Annotated in this window: 11 protein-coding genes and 2 pseudogenes; 9 read left to right on the forward strand and 4 right to left on the reverse strand. The window is 66.8% G+C overall.

Going from position 1 to position 15,095, the window contains the following annotated elements:
- Positions 1–30: 30 nt before the first annotated feature.
- From OG905_RS38390 to OG905_RS38415, 6 genes are all read left to right on the forward strand, one after another.
- Complete coding sequence (locus OG905_RS38390; RefSeq protein WP_328681826.1) at positions 31–1,557, forward strand: amino acid permease; 1,527 nt, start codon at positions 31–33, stop codon at positions 1,555–1,557.
- Between the two features lie 687 nt (positions 1,558–2,244).
- Positions 2,245–2,814, forward strand: coding sequence for a hypothetical protein (locus OG905_RS38395; protein ID WP_328681828.1), 570 nt, complete (start codon positions 2,245–2,247; stop codon positions 2,812–2,814).
- A complete protein-coding gene (locus OG905_RS38400) occupies positions 2,811–3,128 on the forward strand; it encodes a hypothetical protein (protein ID WP_328681830.1) in 318 nt (105 codons plus the stop codon). The genes OG905_RS38395 and OG905_RS38400 overlap by 4 nt, the downstream gene beginning before the upstream one ends.
- Positions 3,129–3,314: 186 nt before the next feature.
- Positions 3,315–4,025: a hypothetical protein gene (locus OG905_RS38405; RefSeq protein WP_328681832.1), complete on the forward strand. Its 711-nt coding sequence runs from the start codon at positions 3,315–3,317 to the stop codon at positions 4,023–4,025.
- A 326-nt stretch (positions 4,026–4,351) separates the two neighbouring features.
- Positions 4,352–5,002 carry a DUF7691 family protein gene (locus OG905_RS38410; RefSeq protein WP_328681834.1) on the forward strand — a complete coding sequence of 217 codons (651 nt, stop codon included), beginning with the start codon at positions 4,352–4,354 and terminating at the stop codon, positions 5,000–5,002.
- Between the two features lie 167 nt (positions 5,003–5,169).
- Positions 5,170–6,369, forward strand: coding sequence for an SUKH-4 family immunity protein (locus tag OG905_RS38415; RefSeq protein WP_328681836.1), 1,200 nt, complete (start codon positions 5,170–5,172; stop codon positions 6,367–6,369).
- Positions 6,370–7,005: 636 nt separating this feature from the next.
- Here the strand turns inward: OG905_RS38415 and OG905_RS38420 are convergent.
- The 3 genes from OG905_RS38420 to OG905_RS38430 all read right to left on the reverse strand — a co-directional run bounded on the left by OG905_RS38420 (position 7,006) and on the right by OG905_RS38430 (position 10,519).
- A complete protein-coding gene (locus tag OG905_RS38420) occupies positions 7,006–7,608 on the reverse strand; it encodes a hypothetical protein (protein WP_328681837.1) in 603 nt (200 codons plus the stop codon).
- Positions 7,609–8,521: 913 nt separating this feature from the next.
- Entirely contained in the window at positions 8,522–8,908 is a 387-nt protein-coding gene (locus OG905_RS38425; RefSeq protein WP_328681839.1) for a nuclear transport factor 2 family protein, read from the reverse strand.
- Positions 8,909–8,998: 90 nt separating this feature from the next.
- Positions 8,999–10,519 carry an ISL3 family transposase gene (locus tag OG905_RS38430; protein WP_328681841.1) on the reverse strand — a complete coding sequence of 507 codons (1,521 nt, stop codon included), beginning with the start codon at positions 10,517–10,519 and terminating at the stop codon, positions 8,999–9,001.
- Positions 10,520–10,542: 23 nt separating this feature from the next.
- Between OG905_RS38430 and OG905_RS38435 the strand changes: the two are divergent.
- Positions 10,543–11,360: pseudogene (locus OG905_RS38435) on the forward strand (IS5 family transposase).
- A gap of 21 nt (positions 11,361–11,381) precedes the next feature.
- On the opposite strand, the pseudogene OG905_RS38440 reads toward OG905_RS38435, so the two are convergent.
- A pseudogene (locus OG905_RS38440) lies at positions 11,382–12,180 on the reverse strand (IS5 family transposase).
- Positions 12,181–12,673: 493 nt separating this feature from the next.
- On the opposite strand from OG905_RS38440, the gene OG905_RS38445 reads away from it, so the two are divergent.
- Both OG905_RS38445 and OG905_RS38450 read left to right on the forward strand, forming a co-directional pair.
- The gene (locus OG905_RS38445; RefSeq protein WP_328681843.1) at positions 12,674–13,051 is read left to right on the forward strand and encodes an effector-associated constant component EACC1; all 378 of its coding nucleotides are present in this window, start codon (positions 12,674–12,676) and stop codon (positions 13,049–13,051) included.
- A 2-nt stretch (positions 13,052–13,053) separates the two neighbouring features.
- On the forward strand, positions 13,054–15,087 hold the full coding sequence (locus tag OG905_RS38450) for a caspase, EACC1-associated type (RefSeq protein WP_328681844.1): 2,034 nt from the start codon (positions 13,054–13,056) through the stop codon (positions 15,085–15,087).
- Positions 15,088–15,095: the final 8 nt, after the last annotated feature.

Genomic DNA, 15,095 nt, shown 5'->3' on the forward strand with positions numbered 1-15,095 from the left:
CCCATTCCTGCTTGGAAGGAAGCATTCCCCATGCCACTCGACGTCTCCGCCACCTCGGACGAGGAACGCCTACGTCAACTCGGCTACACCCAGGTCCTCGCCCGGCGGATGTCCGGCTTCTCCAACTTCGCCGTCTCGTTCACCATCATCTCCATCCTGGCCGGCTGCCTGACGCTGTACGGGTTCGGCATGAACACCGGCGGCCCCGCGATGATCATTTGGGGCTGGGTCGCGGTCGGCCTGATGACGCTCTTCGTCGGCCTGGCCATGGCAGAGGTGTGCTCCAGCTATCCCACCTCGGCCGGCCTGTACTTCTGGGCGCACAAACTGGCCCCGCCCCGTACGGCGGCCGCCTGGGCATGGTTCACCGGCTGGTTCAACGTGCTCGGGCAAGTCGCCGTCACCGCCGGCGTCGACTTCGGCGCGGCGTCGTTCCTCAATGCTTATCTGGACCTGCAGTTCGGGTTCGCTGCCACCTCCGTACACACCGTGATCCTCTTCGCCGCGATCCTGGCCCTGCATGGGCTGATCAACACCTTCGGCGTACGCCTGGTGGCCTTCCTCAACAGCTTCAGCGTGTGGTGGCACATCGTCGGCGTCCTCGTCATCGTCGGTGCGCTCGCCTTCCTGCCCGAGCGGCACCAGTCAGCGCACTTCGTGTTCGGGACCTTCGTGAATAACACCGGCTGGCACTCCACCTTCTACGTCGGCATGCTGTCGCTACTGATGGCCCAGTACACCTTCACCGGCTACGACGCGAGCGCCCACATGACGGAGGAGACCAACAACGCCGCCGTGGCCGGGCCGCGCGGCATCATCCGGTCCATCTGGGTCTCCTGGGTCGTTGGTTTCGTGCTCCTGGTGGGCTTGACCTTCGCGATTCAGGACTACGATGCGGCCCTGTCCAGCTCCACCGGTGTCCCCCCGGCGCAGATCTTCATGGACGCCGTCGGCGTGGCCGGCGGCAAGATGCTGCTGCTGATAGCCATCGGCGCCCAGCTGTTCTGCGGCATGGCCTCCGTCACCGCGAACAGTCGGATGATCTACGCCTTCTCCCGCGACGGAGCGCTCCCGTTCTCCCACATCTGGCACCGCATCAACCCGAACACCCGCACCCCCACCAACGCGGTCTGGCTCGCCGCGCTCGGCGCGCTGGCCCTCGGCCTGCCCTACCTGATCAATGTCACCGCGTACGCCGCCGTCACCTCGATTGCGGTGATCGGCCTGTACATCGCCTACGTCATCCCGACCTACCTGCGCCTTCGCCGGGGCCACGACTTCGAGCGCGGTCCGTGGCACCTGGGCCGGGCCAGCCGCCTGGTCGGCACCATCGCGGTGATCTGGGTGTGCTTCATCACGGGGCTGTTCATGATGCCGCAGGTTAGCCCCGTCACAATGGAGACGTTCAACTACGCCCCCATCGCCGTCCTGGTCGTGCTCGGGTTCGCCGCGTGCTGGTGGCTGGCCTCTGCCCGCACGTGGTTCCTCAACCCGACGATGAGTCGGAGGCGCGCTCGCCACGCCATCCGCGTCCCCATGGGATCGGTCGACAGATAGGCGTGCAGCGTCGCCGGGTACCTGGCCGACGGGCTCGATGCCCCGCGGCCTGGGGCTCGTCCTGGTTGGCTGGTTGGCTGATGGGGACCGGCTCTCTGCTGGGCTCCCGGCTCCGCCCGTCCTGACCGGCCACAAAGCCCGGTTATGGCGGTAGCGACGGCGGTCGTCGATGGCAAGCCGGTTGCGATCCAGGCAGCCGGGACAAGACGTAGATCGCGGTTGCCGGTACACCAGCGAGCAATTCACATCCCTGGCCATCCAGTTGGGCGTTCCGCTGTTTCGGTCGGTCGCACCGGTCAGTGCTGGGACAACGCGCTCGCCGAGTCGTTCTTCGCCACCATCAAACGCGAGTTGCTCGGCACCACCGCCTGGCTCAGCCGGACCCGCAGCGGTCCGGGCATCGGGATGCCCGCATCGACGCCCCTCCGCAACCGGACACGCCCCAGGGATGAACGGACCGGCCGCACGACCCAGCACTCAAGCCGGCGCTCCCTCGCAGCCGCTCCGGGACCTCATCGCCATCGCGTCGGCCCTGTGTGAACGCGGCATCGGCTTCACCTCTCGGTCACCGGGGACGCAGAGGGCGCAGGAGACGACGTTCTCCTGGGAGGCCCCGGCACCGACGACGAGCTGGTCGGGGACTGCGACAGTGGGCGGAACGCACGCGGAAGCGGCGGAGATGATCTATTGGATTTGGGAAGCGGCGTCGACCAGTTTGCGATCGGAGATCACAACATCCATAACCGTCGCCAGGGCGGGACCGCGTTCGGCTCCGGCAACGACCGGATCATCGGCGGCGACGATGCCCCCGAGGACCCCTTTTCCCGCGGCGACCTTCTCGTCGGCGACTCTTCCGTGAACGCCGCTCCCCGGACCGCCGTTCGTGATGTGATCTCCGGCCGCGGAGGGGACGACGTGATCTTCGGCGACAACACCAACTTCGACAACAACAGGACCTTCGGACCTGCAGTCGGCAACGACGACCTCGACGGCGGCGATGGCGTCGACACACTCCGGGCAGGTCCCGGCAACGACTTCCTAGACGGCGGTCCCGATGCTCCGGACTGTTCGACCCGGCCCTCGACGGTGTCGAAGACCGCGGCAGCGAGGTCAACCAGCCTCTGGGCATGGTCGACCTTGCCCCGCTCGACTGGTTCACCCCCTTCGACCCCGACCTGGCCCGCGACCCCGACCGCGGCTTCCAACACCCCTGACCGCGCACCCGCAACCGCACGCAACGGCAGGTCCACACGATGATTGAGATCGCCCCCGGGAATCCGGACAGCGCGGAGCCCTGGCGCAACCTGCTGCCCGTGGTCGAGCTGCTGCTCGCCCACGGCAACCGGTACGTGCCGGGCCGCGAGGGCTTCATCGAGGACCCTCACGGCGGCGCGGAATGCGATCTGGAACTGCCGCTGGACTTCGACCTGTTGGCAGCCGAGGTGACCTTCCCCGACACGGTGGACGCCCGCCCCGAGGGGGACGGCATCCTGGATCGCGGGACGTGGTGCCTGATCTCGGGGCCGGGGGAGCGGGCGAGCCGGATCGTGATGCCCAAGCGGATCGACTGACCGACAGCGCGTCCCGGCGGGTCTACGATCCGCCGGGACGCGGGATGTCCTGCCCCGCCCGGCCCGGGGCCGGCGCAAAAGCGATCTCCAAGTGGCCTCGTTGATGCACGTCATCCCCACTCGTGAACAGCCCGACATCGTCCCTGATGTACTGGCCCTTCGCCAAGACGAAGCAAGGGCCGAGACATGACCGACTGGGACGAATTCGAGTGGGTGGTGTGGCGGATCAACGTCGACGACCCCGAACAGCGCGCCGGGGCGGAGCCGGACCTGGCCGAGCTAACCCGGCAGCCGATGACGGATCTGGCCGCCTCACTGGGCTGCGTGTACGAGGATTGCTGCGACGACGACTCCTCCGAGGATGACGTCCCCTACTACGCCTGGTGGGTCCGCCTGCCCGCAGCCGGGCACGCACGACGGAACCCGGTCGGCATCCCGCTCGCCCTCGACCGGCTGCGCGAGTACCTGGCCACGCAACTGCCTCCCGGTCTGGAATGGGAGATCACCCCCGACCGGGCGCGGACCTACGACCACGCCGGCAGCAGCGCCCTGCGGGCGGCCTACGACGATGTGATCGCCCCGTTCGAACGGGCCCTGCTGCCACTGCGCGTGGACGGTGCCGACGACCTCGATCCGCGGGCGAAGGTCTGGAAGTGGGAGAAACACCTGCTGGTGGGCACGTTCGACCTGTGGCTGTGCAACGACCCGGACTCTCCTCACATCTGGTTGGTCGTCTGCGTCGGACTGTGGACCGAGCCGCAGCTCTTCGAGGAGGAGCGCGCGGCCGATCTGGGCCACTTCGGCTTTACCCCGCACCACCCGCTGCTGTTCCTGCCCCGACCGCCGGCCCCGGCGACCTTTACCGCCCGCGCGACGTCCGGCAGCCGGAAGCGGTAGCGCTCCGCGCTCCGGTTGGCTTCGCGCTGCCCCCGTCTCGCCGCGTGCCCGGTGGCCGCTCCGCGGCCGTCCGGGGTGTGCGCTTCGCGCTCTCATGCGCTGCGGGTCCCGGCAGGCGGAACCGGCAGCGCTCCGCCCTGTGCTTCCTCGCTCCGCGCTGCCGGTTCCCTTGCCCTTGGTGCTGCGCACCTCGAGGCGGCGGCACCGCCCCGGCCACCGCAGCCCGGTCGTGGTGCCCGGCGCGTGGCGCCACGCCGGGGAGTGACCCCGATCAACTCCCACCCACCGACGACCAGATGTCAGTGCCTCTTGGCACCATTGCGATCATGAGTCACAACATTGCGTACTCGACCGCCGACAAGGCCGACGTCCTGGCCTACCTGGGCAGCAACGGCAACCTCAGGGCGGACCAGCGCCGCCGCCTCGACGGCATGCGCAAAGATGCCCAGGCCCATCAGGACGATCTCGACCACCAGGGCGTCGACTGGGGCCTGTCCATCCCCGACGCCCTCGATCACCTCATCGCCGGGCGCAGCGATTCGGACGCGGAGTGTGCGGGCAACGCCTACAACTCCGCTTTGCAGCACATCATCGACCACAACGCTTCCGACCCCTCCCAGCTGGGCACCTACTCCAAGCCCTCGACGTTCTTCGGCCTGGTGGACGATGAGATGCGCCGCCTCGGCGTGCCGACTGACCTACTGCCCCACGGCTACTTCTACGGCGGGCTGCCCGACGACTTCCCCCACGTCCCGCACTCGATAGACGGCTACCCGGCTATTGGCCACCTGCCGCTGGCCAAGACCAAGCCCGCCGCCGACGCCTACCGCGCCGTCCTGGATCGAATGGACCCGGACTTTCGGTACGACGTCCAGGAGCTCATCGACAAGCTCAACTTCGAGCACAATGAGTGGGAGTACGCGACGAAGAACGTCGACTGGTACACCCAAGACACGCTCTTCTTCAAGCTGACATGACCGACCACTGGAGGGCCGCCGGGCCAGTCCCGGCGGCCCCCAGCTCGCGCTCTCCCGCGTCTCCCGGACGCACTTCGTCACGCGCAGCTCGCCGCTGACTCGTTGTCAGTGGTGGTTCCTATCGTGGTGGTCGTAGAGAGATCACGGCACAGCACCACGGGGGATCCATGTCCGCGACCAGCATCGTCGTGCCCGCGCACGCACTCCCTGCGTCCATCACGCACGAGGCGACCCGCCGCCGCCTCACCGGGCCCGGACTGCCCGCGGAGCACGGGCTGATCCGGTTCGGGCCGCTTGCCGAGTCCAGGGTGGTGCCTGTCCCGGATCTGCTCGCCGAGGGGGCGGACCCGGGCAAGCTCGATCCGTACATCGCGGACCTGCTGCTGATCGGACACCTTCGCTGCGAGGAGTACGACGCCCAGGAGGTCGTCCTCGACGGGGCCACGGGCCGGGTCTTCACCATGTACCTCTTCGAGGGCTCGCCCGGCCTGATCGACGTGATCCCTCTCGCCCCCTCCGTCGACGCCCTGGCGCGGTTCCTCGCGCACGTGGACGACTTCCGGTTGATGCGGGGCAGGTTCGCCGCGCTGGCGGTGCGGACCGGCACCGCCGTGGTGGCCGAGGCATCGGCCCTGCTGATGTCGGTCTTCTCCGACGAGGACTGGGGCCACGACGGCTGGGGCAGTGCGGGCACACCATCCGCATGGGGGCATCCCATCCCTGCATTCTGGCGGATCGCCGCCCTCATCCGACCGCTGGCTCTGGTCGCGGGACCGGGCGGGGGCCTTCGACTGGACCTGCCGACGGGATTGTTGGACGAGGAGTTCGGCCCGGACCAGATGGTGCGCATCGAACCGTCAGCGCTGCCCGCGGCCCTGGTCCACGAGCCGACTCGACGGTTCCTCACGGAAGTTGGGCTCCCGAAAGTGGAGCTCATGTTCGGCCTCTGGCGCGACGAATCCCTGCTCCGGACACTTGCGGAGCTCGCGACCCCCATGGACGAGGACTCCTGCCGGATGCCGGCCGACGCGGACAACCTGGTCGGCCTGGGCAGTCTGATCCATGACTTCGAGGTCGTGATCGACGGCCGCACAGGGCTCCTCTCGTACCACCTCTACGGTGACGACACGACGACTCCGGTCAACGCCGACATATCCACGCTGGCGTTCACGATGTGGATGTACAGCCGGGAGCAACGGCTCGACGAGGAGCACGACTTCACCCAGGACTTCTACCACCAGCTCGCCGACACGATGGCCGAGGTCCTCTCGTCGGTGGACCCGGTCGCCTGCCTCCCCTCGACGGGCGAGGACGACTACTGCTACTGGCCGGAGGTGTTCCACGACGAGGCGGGAGGCGTGCTCTGAGCCTGGCCGCGCCTCCCGGCCGGTGCTGCGAGTCTCGCGGACGTCTTCTACCGGACACCGATCCCGCCCCGCCAGAACGAGTCCATCGCCCTTCCCGGCGACCTTCGCCTACGACCGCTTTCTAGGCAAAGTGACTGAGCGCCGTGGTTGGCAAGCCTGGCCAAGTAGCGCGCTGAGTCAAACGCGTGTGACTGAGCGGGGCAGTTGGCCAGGGGGCGCGGGAGCATGCACTCAAGTAGTCACTCGGGCAGAGTGCTGAGGTGGCGGACGCGGACGCCGTCCCCCGGTATGCGGCCGCGCGCCCGCTGCAGACGGTCCGTGGCTATCCATGCCCACCTGATCGAAGCACGGTTGATCGTGAAGGCCCGCCAACAGGTCGGCGGGCGGGCGCTCGACTTGCCGGTGGAGTGAGCACCGTATCTGACGGCCAACCAGCGTGCTCAGTCACAGTGCGACGGCCTGGGGCTTGCCCATCCACCGACCAGGCTTGCCCAAACGTCTGACCTGCGGAAACGCCGGACGGGTGCATGTACCGGCATGGGAAGCATTCACTGGCCAGCTGTCGTTCACCGCGCTGATGAGGATCTCTGACTTGCTGCTGAAGCTCCCCATAAGGGCAGTCCGCACACGGGAGCACTAGCGATCTGCGCAGGCACCGAAGTCGAGCCAGCCGAGCTTGAGTTCGGGCCAGTCCGCCACCCCGTAGAAGTCGCTCTCCTCATGGCTCACAGAGACCCCGCCGCCGTCCTGCCGGCCGATAAAGCGGGAAACGCCGCCATCCCCGCTTGACTGGAAGACCTGGAGCTCGGCGCGGCCGTCGTGATTGGTGTCGGTGGCCCGCACCCCGTATACGAACGTCGAGTGCTTCATACGGATGGTGCCGGTCCGGTCACTGCTCAGGTCGCGGGCGAGAGGCCCGTAGTGCACCTCATGCACCACCATGTTGTCCCGCGGAGCGTCGCCCTCGTCGCGCTGACTGTAGAAGAGAGCCAGATCGAGGTAGCCGTCGCCATCGAAGTCGCCGAAGGTGCCCCGCGTCTCCATGTCCTCCTCCGGTACGCCTCGCAGCTTCTGCCAAAACCCGCGGGCATCGCCGACGCTGACCGCGGTCCGGTGATCGTCTCTCTGGAAGACCACTGAGCCGGTGCCGTCGCCGCCTTGGTCGTGGATCTCGTCCAGTTGTCCGTCCGCGTCCACGTCGGCGCGCAGGATGTTGCTGTCGACGGCGCATATGGCCATGGGCGCGTGGTTGCCTGGTTTGGGCCCGGTACCCAACAGAAGCCACAGGCCGCCGGCGATCACGACGAGACCAGCTCCGGTAGCCGTGGCGAGCCGCCGCCGACGTGTGCGCTGTCGCGGCAGCGACGAGAACACGCCCCCAGACGTGAATTGCTTCGGAGCTGAGAATGGCATGCCAGAACCCTACGACTGCACTGTGCCGACCGGCCGTGGGGCAGGCAGCCCGCCCCCGTTCCCTGCGACAACCGTCTGGGGAGTGAAGAGACGCAGCTCGCCCGGCAGCTCGCTGAAGAGAGGCGTCAGCGCCGGCACCTGGCTGAGTTCGTCAGCCGCTTCGGCGACTTGGGCGGCCGGTGACTTCTGTGCAAGCCCCCTGCTGGGCACCCGGAAGAGGGTTGCAGCCAAAGGTGTCTGCACAGTTGCCTGCACAGGGGGATCCACGGTGGCACCGGAGGTACTGCCGGAGGTGTGAACCCCCCCTTTCTGGATCTTGAGTGTTTGCCTGGTCAGGCCCCTTGGGCAAGCCCTTTTCGCTCGCCGACACCTCTTTCTCCGCGATAGTCGGAGGAAGAGGCTTGATGTTCTGACGTCCCGGCGCGCCCTGCTCGCTCTGTCTTCCCTCTCTCACCTCGTCCAGTCCTTCCCGGCCCCCAGCCCGTCCCCAGCACCTCGCTCACTCGCCCCGTCGGCTCGCCGCTCGCTCCCGCCGCTGCGCGGACCGCTCACCGAGAGATTCCAGGGCTGAGGCGAGCGGCGACAATCGCGGCAAACCGAACGCGTGGCTACGTACGCGAGAACGGGCTCTGGTCCACTTCTTGTGGCCGCGTACGCAGCGTGACCGCCGGTCTTCATGCGTTGGCAGTTGAGGCCGCCCGACTATGCAGTCGTTGGGCTACTCGGTTCTGGTAGAGCCCTATTGCACGCCGGGAGGCACGCGTGTCGCTTGGTGGTAGTACATACGCCACCCCGCGGCTCCGTCTCCCTTGCGCCAGATCGAACTGTGCCTGGTCCTGCGCTCGCCGAGGACGGTCTCGAACGTCAGATGGACCAGCCCCGGGGCCAGCAGCACGCCCGACATGTCTGAGGGCTCGAAGCAGGGACCACTCAGTGAACTACCCGGATGGTTGGGTAGTTCGGCGAGCATGACCTCGTACGTCCACCGTCGCCCAGACCCACCCACCTCCACAAACTGCGGGTCGAGGAGTTGGCTGGCGAGTTCACGCGAGGCACGGACATGCGGATCCATAAGCTGCAATTCACCCGCGATTGCCTGATTCACATCGTCTGTTGCACTGTCCATGGACGTATCTCACCGAGCTCACCAGGACTGTCGCAATCGAGTATTGCTGCTTCCGGTGTCGATCCACTTCTTGTGGTGCGGTGGCGCCGGTCACGCCAACAAGACTCGCTTGCGGAGGAGTTCAAATCCCGCGCGGCCGAACATCTGGCGCTTGAGCATCTTGATCCGGTTGACATGGCCCTCCACGACACCGGAGTTCCACGGCTGTGTGAGGCCGGCGATGACGGCGTCGATGTCGCGTTCGAGGTGCTGGGCGAACCGGCGGACAGTGGGCAGGTCGGTGGTGGCGGTGGCCGATTCGATCCATGCTGGCAGGTCGCTGCCTTGCAGGTGAGTGAGCATATGGCCGAAGGAGCGCACGTGCTGGGCAAGTACTGTCAGTTCGGGGCAGTTGGTTAGGACGGCCTTGAGCTGGAGCCGGTCGCTCTCGTTCAGAGCGTCGGGGTGGGTGAGGATCCAGCGTGTGACAGCGCGGGCTGATGGCGGCCGGGGCCCGACCGGCTGAGGCTTGCCGCGCAGGGTCCTGATGACGTAGTCGCGGACGCTGCCGTAACCGCCTGGATAGCCCTGTGCCTTGATCTCTTCCCACAGCCTCCAGGCGTTGGTGCAGCCTTCCTGCCACCTCTGGTCGAGGTAGGGCTTGTAGGCGTCGAGCTTGGTCGCGCGGCTTTGCCACTGGCCGGTGAACATCTCCTCCGCGGTGGTGGCGCGGGAGAAACGCAGGATGGTGTTGAGGGTCATGTTGAGCTGCCGGGCGGCGGACCGCTTGCTGTGGCCGGCTGCCAGTAGCGCGTGGATGGTGGCGTGCTTGGCGCGCGTGCGTTCGGCGAACCGGTGCCCTGTCGGCCAGGGTGATACGGCGGTCGACTCCGTCTCCTCCTGAGGTTCGTCCGGCGGTGCCGGGGTGGGGCGCAAACAGTTGCGGTGCAGGTAGACACATTTCTCAGCGGCTTCACCCAGGCTGTGCCAGAGATGCCACCGGTCGGCCACCTGCAGAGCCTGCGGGGCACCGCGGGTGGCGCCTTCGGCGAAGAAGGGGGCGCGGTCGCGACAGACGATCTCAATGCCAGGCCGCTCGGCGAGCCAGGCCGCCAGCGTGTCCGCCTCCCGGTCCGGCAGGAGGTCGATCGGACGACGTCTCTCGACGTCGACGAGCACAGTTCCGTAAATCCGGCCCTTGCGCTGGGCGTATTCGTCCACGCCGACTACACGGGGCGCGGCGGTGGTCGGGTCCGGCAGAGAGGTGACCAGCCTCAGCAAGGTGTTCCGACTCACCGGAGCCCCGAAGACATCCGCCATCCGGGCGCGGGCCCGGCCCGCGAGCGCAAGACCGACCGAGACCAACGCCGATCGCAGCCGCTCGGTCCGTCGGCCGAACCGGCGGGTGAGCCCGGACACCTGCTCGGCGAAGGTCTTGCGCGGACAGGAGTCCTCCGTGCAAACAAACCGACGCACCCGTAACGACACCACGACGAACTTGCCGGCCGCTGGCAGATCACGGGGCAATCGCAGGTAGGAACCATGTATTCGGCCCGACCAGCACCCGCATTCCGGGCAGGCCGCCCGCCTGACGGTCGTCCGGGCCTCGACTCGGACGACCGTGTCGGTCACCTCGATCGGTCGTTGGGCTGTTCATGGGGCGGGGTATGCGGAGTTGGATTGTTCCGGACGGGCTGTGGGAGATCGCCGAGCCACTGATCCCACCGTCGAAGGTGCGGCCGCAGGGCGGCGGAACACAGGACACACCTGATGAGACGCTGTTCACGGCGATCATCTACGTGCTGGTCAGCGGCTGCGCCTGGCGGGCCCTGCCACCGTGCTTCGGGATATCGAAGTCCACCGCGCACCGACGGTTCCTGATCTGGTCGCGGGCCGGTGTGTGGGGCCGACTGCACGAGGCGATCCTGCACCGACTCGACGACGCCCAGCTCCTCGACCTCTCCCGGGTCGTCCTCGACTCCGCCCACGTCAGGGCTAAAAGGGGGCGAACTCACAGGCCCGAGCCCCGTGGACCGGGGCAAGCCGGGTTTCCAAGATGCACGTCCTGTCGGACGCGAACGGACTGCCCCTCCTCGTCGGCGTTTCGGCCGCCAACACCCACGACAGCCTCGCCCTGAAGCCCATGGTGGAGGGTCACCAAACGAGACACGACCCTCACCGGGGCCGTCACTTCAAGCCCAAGCGTCTGCATGCCGACAAGGCCTATGACATGCCTCACCTGCGAAAATGGTTACGCGGCAAGCGCATTGGCGTGCGCATCGCCCGCAAGGGCATCGAGTCCAGCGAACGCCTCGGCCGACGCAGGTGGGTCATCGAACGCACCATGTCCTGGATGACCGGCTACCGCCGGCTCAACCACCGCTACGAGCGCAACCCCCGCAACTACCTGGCCTTCCTCGGCCTCGCGGCAGCCCTGTGCTGCTACAAACGACTCATCCGCCTCACCACATAGGACACGGTCTTAGAGGTCATCTCATTTGGCGAGTCTGCGGTAGCAGATGAGGGTGCAGGCGATGCTGGTGAAGGCCAGGAAGTGCTCGGCTTTGCGCTCGTAGCGTCGGTGGAGACGTCGGCACCCGGCGAGCCAGGCCATGGTGCGTTCGATGGTCCAGCGGTGGCGGCCCAGCCGCTGCGAGGTCTCGATTCCCTTGCGGGCGATGCGGTGGGTGATGCCACGCCCGCGTAACCATCGCCGCAGGTGCGAGTAGTCGTAGCCCTTGTCGGCGTGGAGCTTTCCCGGCTTGCGTCGCCGGCGTCCGCGGCGGGAGCTGATCGGGGGGATGCCCTTCACCGGGGGGATCAGAGCCTGGCTGTCGTGCAGGTTCGCCGCCGAGATTCCGACGGCCAGGGCAGACCGGTCCGCTCGGTGATCAAGTGGATCTTCGAGCAGTACTTGCCCCGATCGACAGGATTCGGACCCGTCAGGTCCCCCTTTTCAGCGCCCGCATGTTGACCGAGTCGATCGCGCAGCGGGACCAGTCCAACTCGCCGCGGGAGCCGAGTTCGTCGAGGACCAGACGGTGGAGCTTGGCCCACACCCTGGCCTTTGTCCACTCGGCAAAACGCCGATGGGCCGTTGCTCCCGACGGGCCGAACGACGCGGACGGCAACTGCTGCCACGTGCAGCCTGACGTGGCCACGAACACGATCGCAGCCAGCACTTCCCGGTCACCATGGCGACGCCGGCCACCGCCCTGAGGCCGCGAGGGTGCCTCCGGCACAACCCGCTGGAACAACTCCCACAACTCATCCGGCACCAGCCGCTCAACGATCCCCACCACAACCGACAGCCTACCGAGACGACCAAATGAGATGACCTCTTAGTGACCATTTGCTCGAGTCGGGTGCCAAGAGCGGCGAGGTCGGCCCGCAGGTCATCGCGCAGCTGCTGCATCGCGCGCATGAGTTCCCACGGCGTGGGGTCCTGATTGGGCGCGGTCACATCGCTCCTCCGACTGGCGGTCCCGCACCGGTGATCAGCTGACGTGACTTCTGACTCCCATGAGCTCTGCTGGGCAGTTAGCTGTACGGGCCGTTTGCGCCGCCAATCTGCTCGCATGATCCGCTTGCGATTCGAAGCGCGCCTGACACGACCGCACGCCGGTGGGCGCCAATGATGTTTGCAGTAGGGCAAGTTGTAGGAAACTGCTGCGGGCGGCGACTGCGGATCGCCACACTGTCCAGAACGTCGCGGCCCCCGTGCGTGACACGCAAAGCGCGTGGCGGGGCTTGGCTTGGCCGCGCCTTGTGAGCACGGAGAGTGCAATGGACATCCAACTGGTTCTGGCGCCCGACCGCGAGCTGGATCCGGAGGCAGGCGAGCAGCTAATGCTCCGGTTACGAGCAGAGCTCTCCGAGCTGGACATCGAGTCGCTCAGCTCCCTGCCAGGGGCGGAGGCCCCCGATGGCGCGAAGGCCGTCGATCCGGTCACGCTGGGGACGATCGTTGTGGCACTGAGCGCGTCCGGCGGGGTGTTCACCGCCCTCATCGAGACTCTGCGGGATTGGCTAGGCAGACAGTCAGCCCGGCATCGCATCTCGGTGACAATAGACGGCGACACCATCGAACTGGAACGGGCATCGGCCGACGAACGCAGGGATCTGATCGATGGATTCGTCCGCCGCCACCTAAAGGGCAAGTAGCCATGGGGCGCCGACTCGCACTGCTGATCGCGACCTACGAGCACCAAGATCCAGGGCTGCGGCAGCTAACCGCTCCCGCGCATGACGCGGAGGCCCTAGCAGAGGTCCTCCGGGATCCCGACATCGCGGGGTTCGAGGTCACCATCTTGATCAACGAGCCCCACTACCGCGTCGGCGAGGCCATCGGCGACCTCTACCGCGGCCTTCGACGCGACGATCTGACTTTGCTGTACTTCACTGGCCACGGCCTCAAGGACGACGAGGGCCGGCTCCACCTGGCGATGTCCAATACCCGGCGTGACAATCTCGCCTTCACGTCGCTGCCCGCCGAACAGGTCGACCGGGCCATGTCGGGCTGCATGTCCCGGCAACAGGTTCTGATCCTCGACTGCTGCTACAGCGGTGCCTTCCCTGCCGGACGCCTCGCCAAGGCCGATGCGGATGTGCACACCCTGGAGCGGTTCCAGGGCCGCGGACGCACTGTTCTTACGGCCTCCGACGCCACCCAGTACTCATTCGAGGGCGACGAAGTACACGGCCGCGCCGCGCAGTCCGTGTTCACCCGGCATCTCGCGCACGGCCTGCGGGACGGCAGCGCCGACCTCGATGGCGATGGGGACATCACCCTGGACGAGCTGTACGCCTACGTCCACGACAAGGTCGTCGATGAGATGCCGCAGCAGCGCCCGAAGAGGCAGGACAATGTCGAAGGCCGCATTGTTATCGCCCGGAACGTCAACTGGGCTCTGCCTGCACACCTACAGCATGCGCTCACCAGCCCAATCGCCACTGATCGGCTTGGCGTCGTGAAGGGACTCGCTCACCTGTATCGGATGGGCAATCACGTCGTACGCCAACGTGCTGCGACCGAGATCCAGCTCCTCACGAACGACGACAGCCGTAGCGTCTCAGCTGCGGCGGCGGCACAGCTCCAGACTCTCCTGGTGCGGGATGTCCTAATTCCGCACTCGCCAGTGGCTCCGCCCGAGGCGACACCGCATGTAGCCCCGCCCGTGCAGGAGAGCCCCGCAGCCCCCTCATCCACTAGGCCCCTCCCGAAGCCTGGAACACTGCGGTGGCGGTTCCCCTTCGACGGCCCCGTTCCTGAGTCGCCGATGGCGTCAAACGGGCTGGTGTATGTCGGCAAGAATGACGGCAACCTGTACGCAATCGATGCTGACACCGGAGAAAAGAGGTGGCACTTCGCCGCTGGCGACTCCGTGCACTCTGGGCTGGAGACAGAGGGCGGGTTGGTGTACTTCGGCAGCGACGACCGCAACCTGTACGCGATCGACACCGCCACCGGAGAAAAGAGGTGGCACTTTACTACCAACGGCTACGTTCGCTCATCGCCGGCGGTGGTCGGCGGGGTCGTGTACGCCGGCAGCAGTCCCAACACCGTCTATGCCCTCGACGCCGACACCGGAATGAAGAGGTGGCAGAAGTCCGTCGGCTTGTCGGATATCGAGTGGGTCGTGGCCATGGGCGAGGTGGTGTGCGCGGGAAACACGGGCCGCAGCTTGTACGCGTTCGACACCGCAACTGGAAGGAGGAGATGGCGACTAAACGTGATCCTTTCTCGCTCCGTGTGGCCAACGTCAGTAGAGGGCGGGGTGGTATACGTCAGCAGTAGCGACCACAATCTGTACGCGATCAACGCCACCACCGGCTACAAGTGGCACTTCACCACCGGCGGCGAAGTTCGATCATCTCCGGCGGTAGCGAACGAGGTGGTGTACGTCGGCAGCGACGACCACAACCTGTACGCCATCGACACCGCCACCGGCGAAGAGCGGTGGCATTTCACCACCGGCGGCGAAGTTCGATCATCTCCGGCGGTAGCGAACGAGGTGGTGTACGTTGGCAGCGACGACCACAACCTGTACGCCATCGACACCGCCACCGGCGAAGAGCGGTGGCATTTCACCACCGGCGGCGAAGTTCGATCATCTCCGGCGGTAGCGAACGGGGTCGTGTTCGTCGGCAGCGACGACCACAACCTGTACGCCATCGACACCACCACCGGAGGGCCTTGAGTAAGGCC

Origin of the sequence: Streptomyces sp. NBC_00322 (assembly GCF_036147535.1) — a bacterium.
In the GTDB taxonomy this organism is placed as follows: domain Bacteria; phylum Actinomycetota; class Actinomycetes; order Streptomycetales; family Streptomycetaceae; genus Streptomyces.

Bases quoted from the DNA above. Each gene is read 5' to 3' on its own strand.
- OG905_RS38390 (WP_328681826.1), top strand. From the start codon at position 31: ATGCCACTCGACGTCTCCGCCACCTCGGACGAGGAACGCCTACGTCAA.
- OG905_RS38400 (WP_328681830.1), top strand. From the start codon at position 2,811: ATGATTGAGATCGCCCCCGGGAATCCGGACAGCGCGGAGCCCTGGCGC.
- OG905_RS38405 (WP_328681832.1), top strand. From the start codon at position 3,315: ATGACCGACTGGGACGAATTCGAGTGGGTGGTGTGGCGGATCAACGTC.
- OG905_RS38410 (WP_328681834.1), top strand. From the start codon at position 4,352: ATGAGTCACAACATTGCGTACTCGACCGCCGACAAGGCCGACGTCCTG.
- OG905_RS38415 (WP_328681836.1), top strand. From the start codon at position 5,170: ATGTCCGCGACCAGCATCGTCGTGCCCGCGCACGCACTCCCTGCGTCC.
- OG905_RS38420 (WP_328681837.1), bottom strand. From the start codon at position 7,608: ATGGCCATATGCGCCGTCGACAGCAACATCCTGCGCGCCGACGTGGAC.
- OG905_RS38425 (WP_328681839.1), bottom strand. From the start codon at position 8,908: ATGGACAGTGCAACAGACGATGTGAATCAGGCAATCGCGGGTGAATTG.
- OG905_RS38445 (WP_328681843.1), top strand. From the start codon at position 12,674: ATGGACATCCAACTGGTTCTGGCGCCCGACCGCGAGCTGGATCCGGAG.
- OG905_RS38450 (WP_328681844.1), top strand. From the start codon at position 13,054: ATGGGGCGCCGACTCGCACTGCTGATCGCGACCTACGAGCACCAAGAT.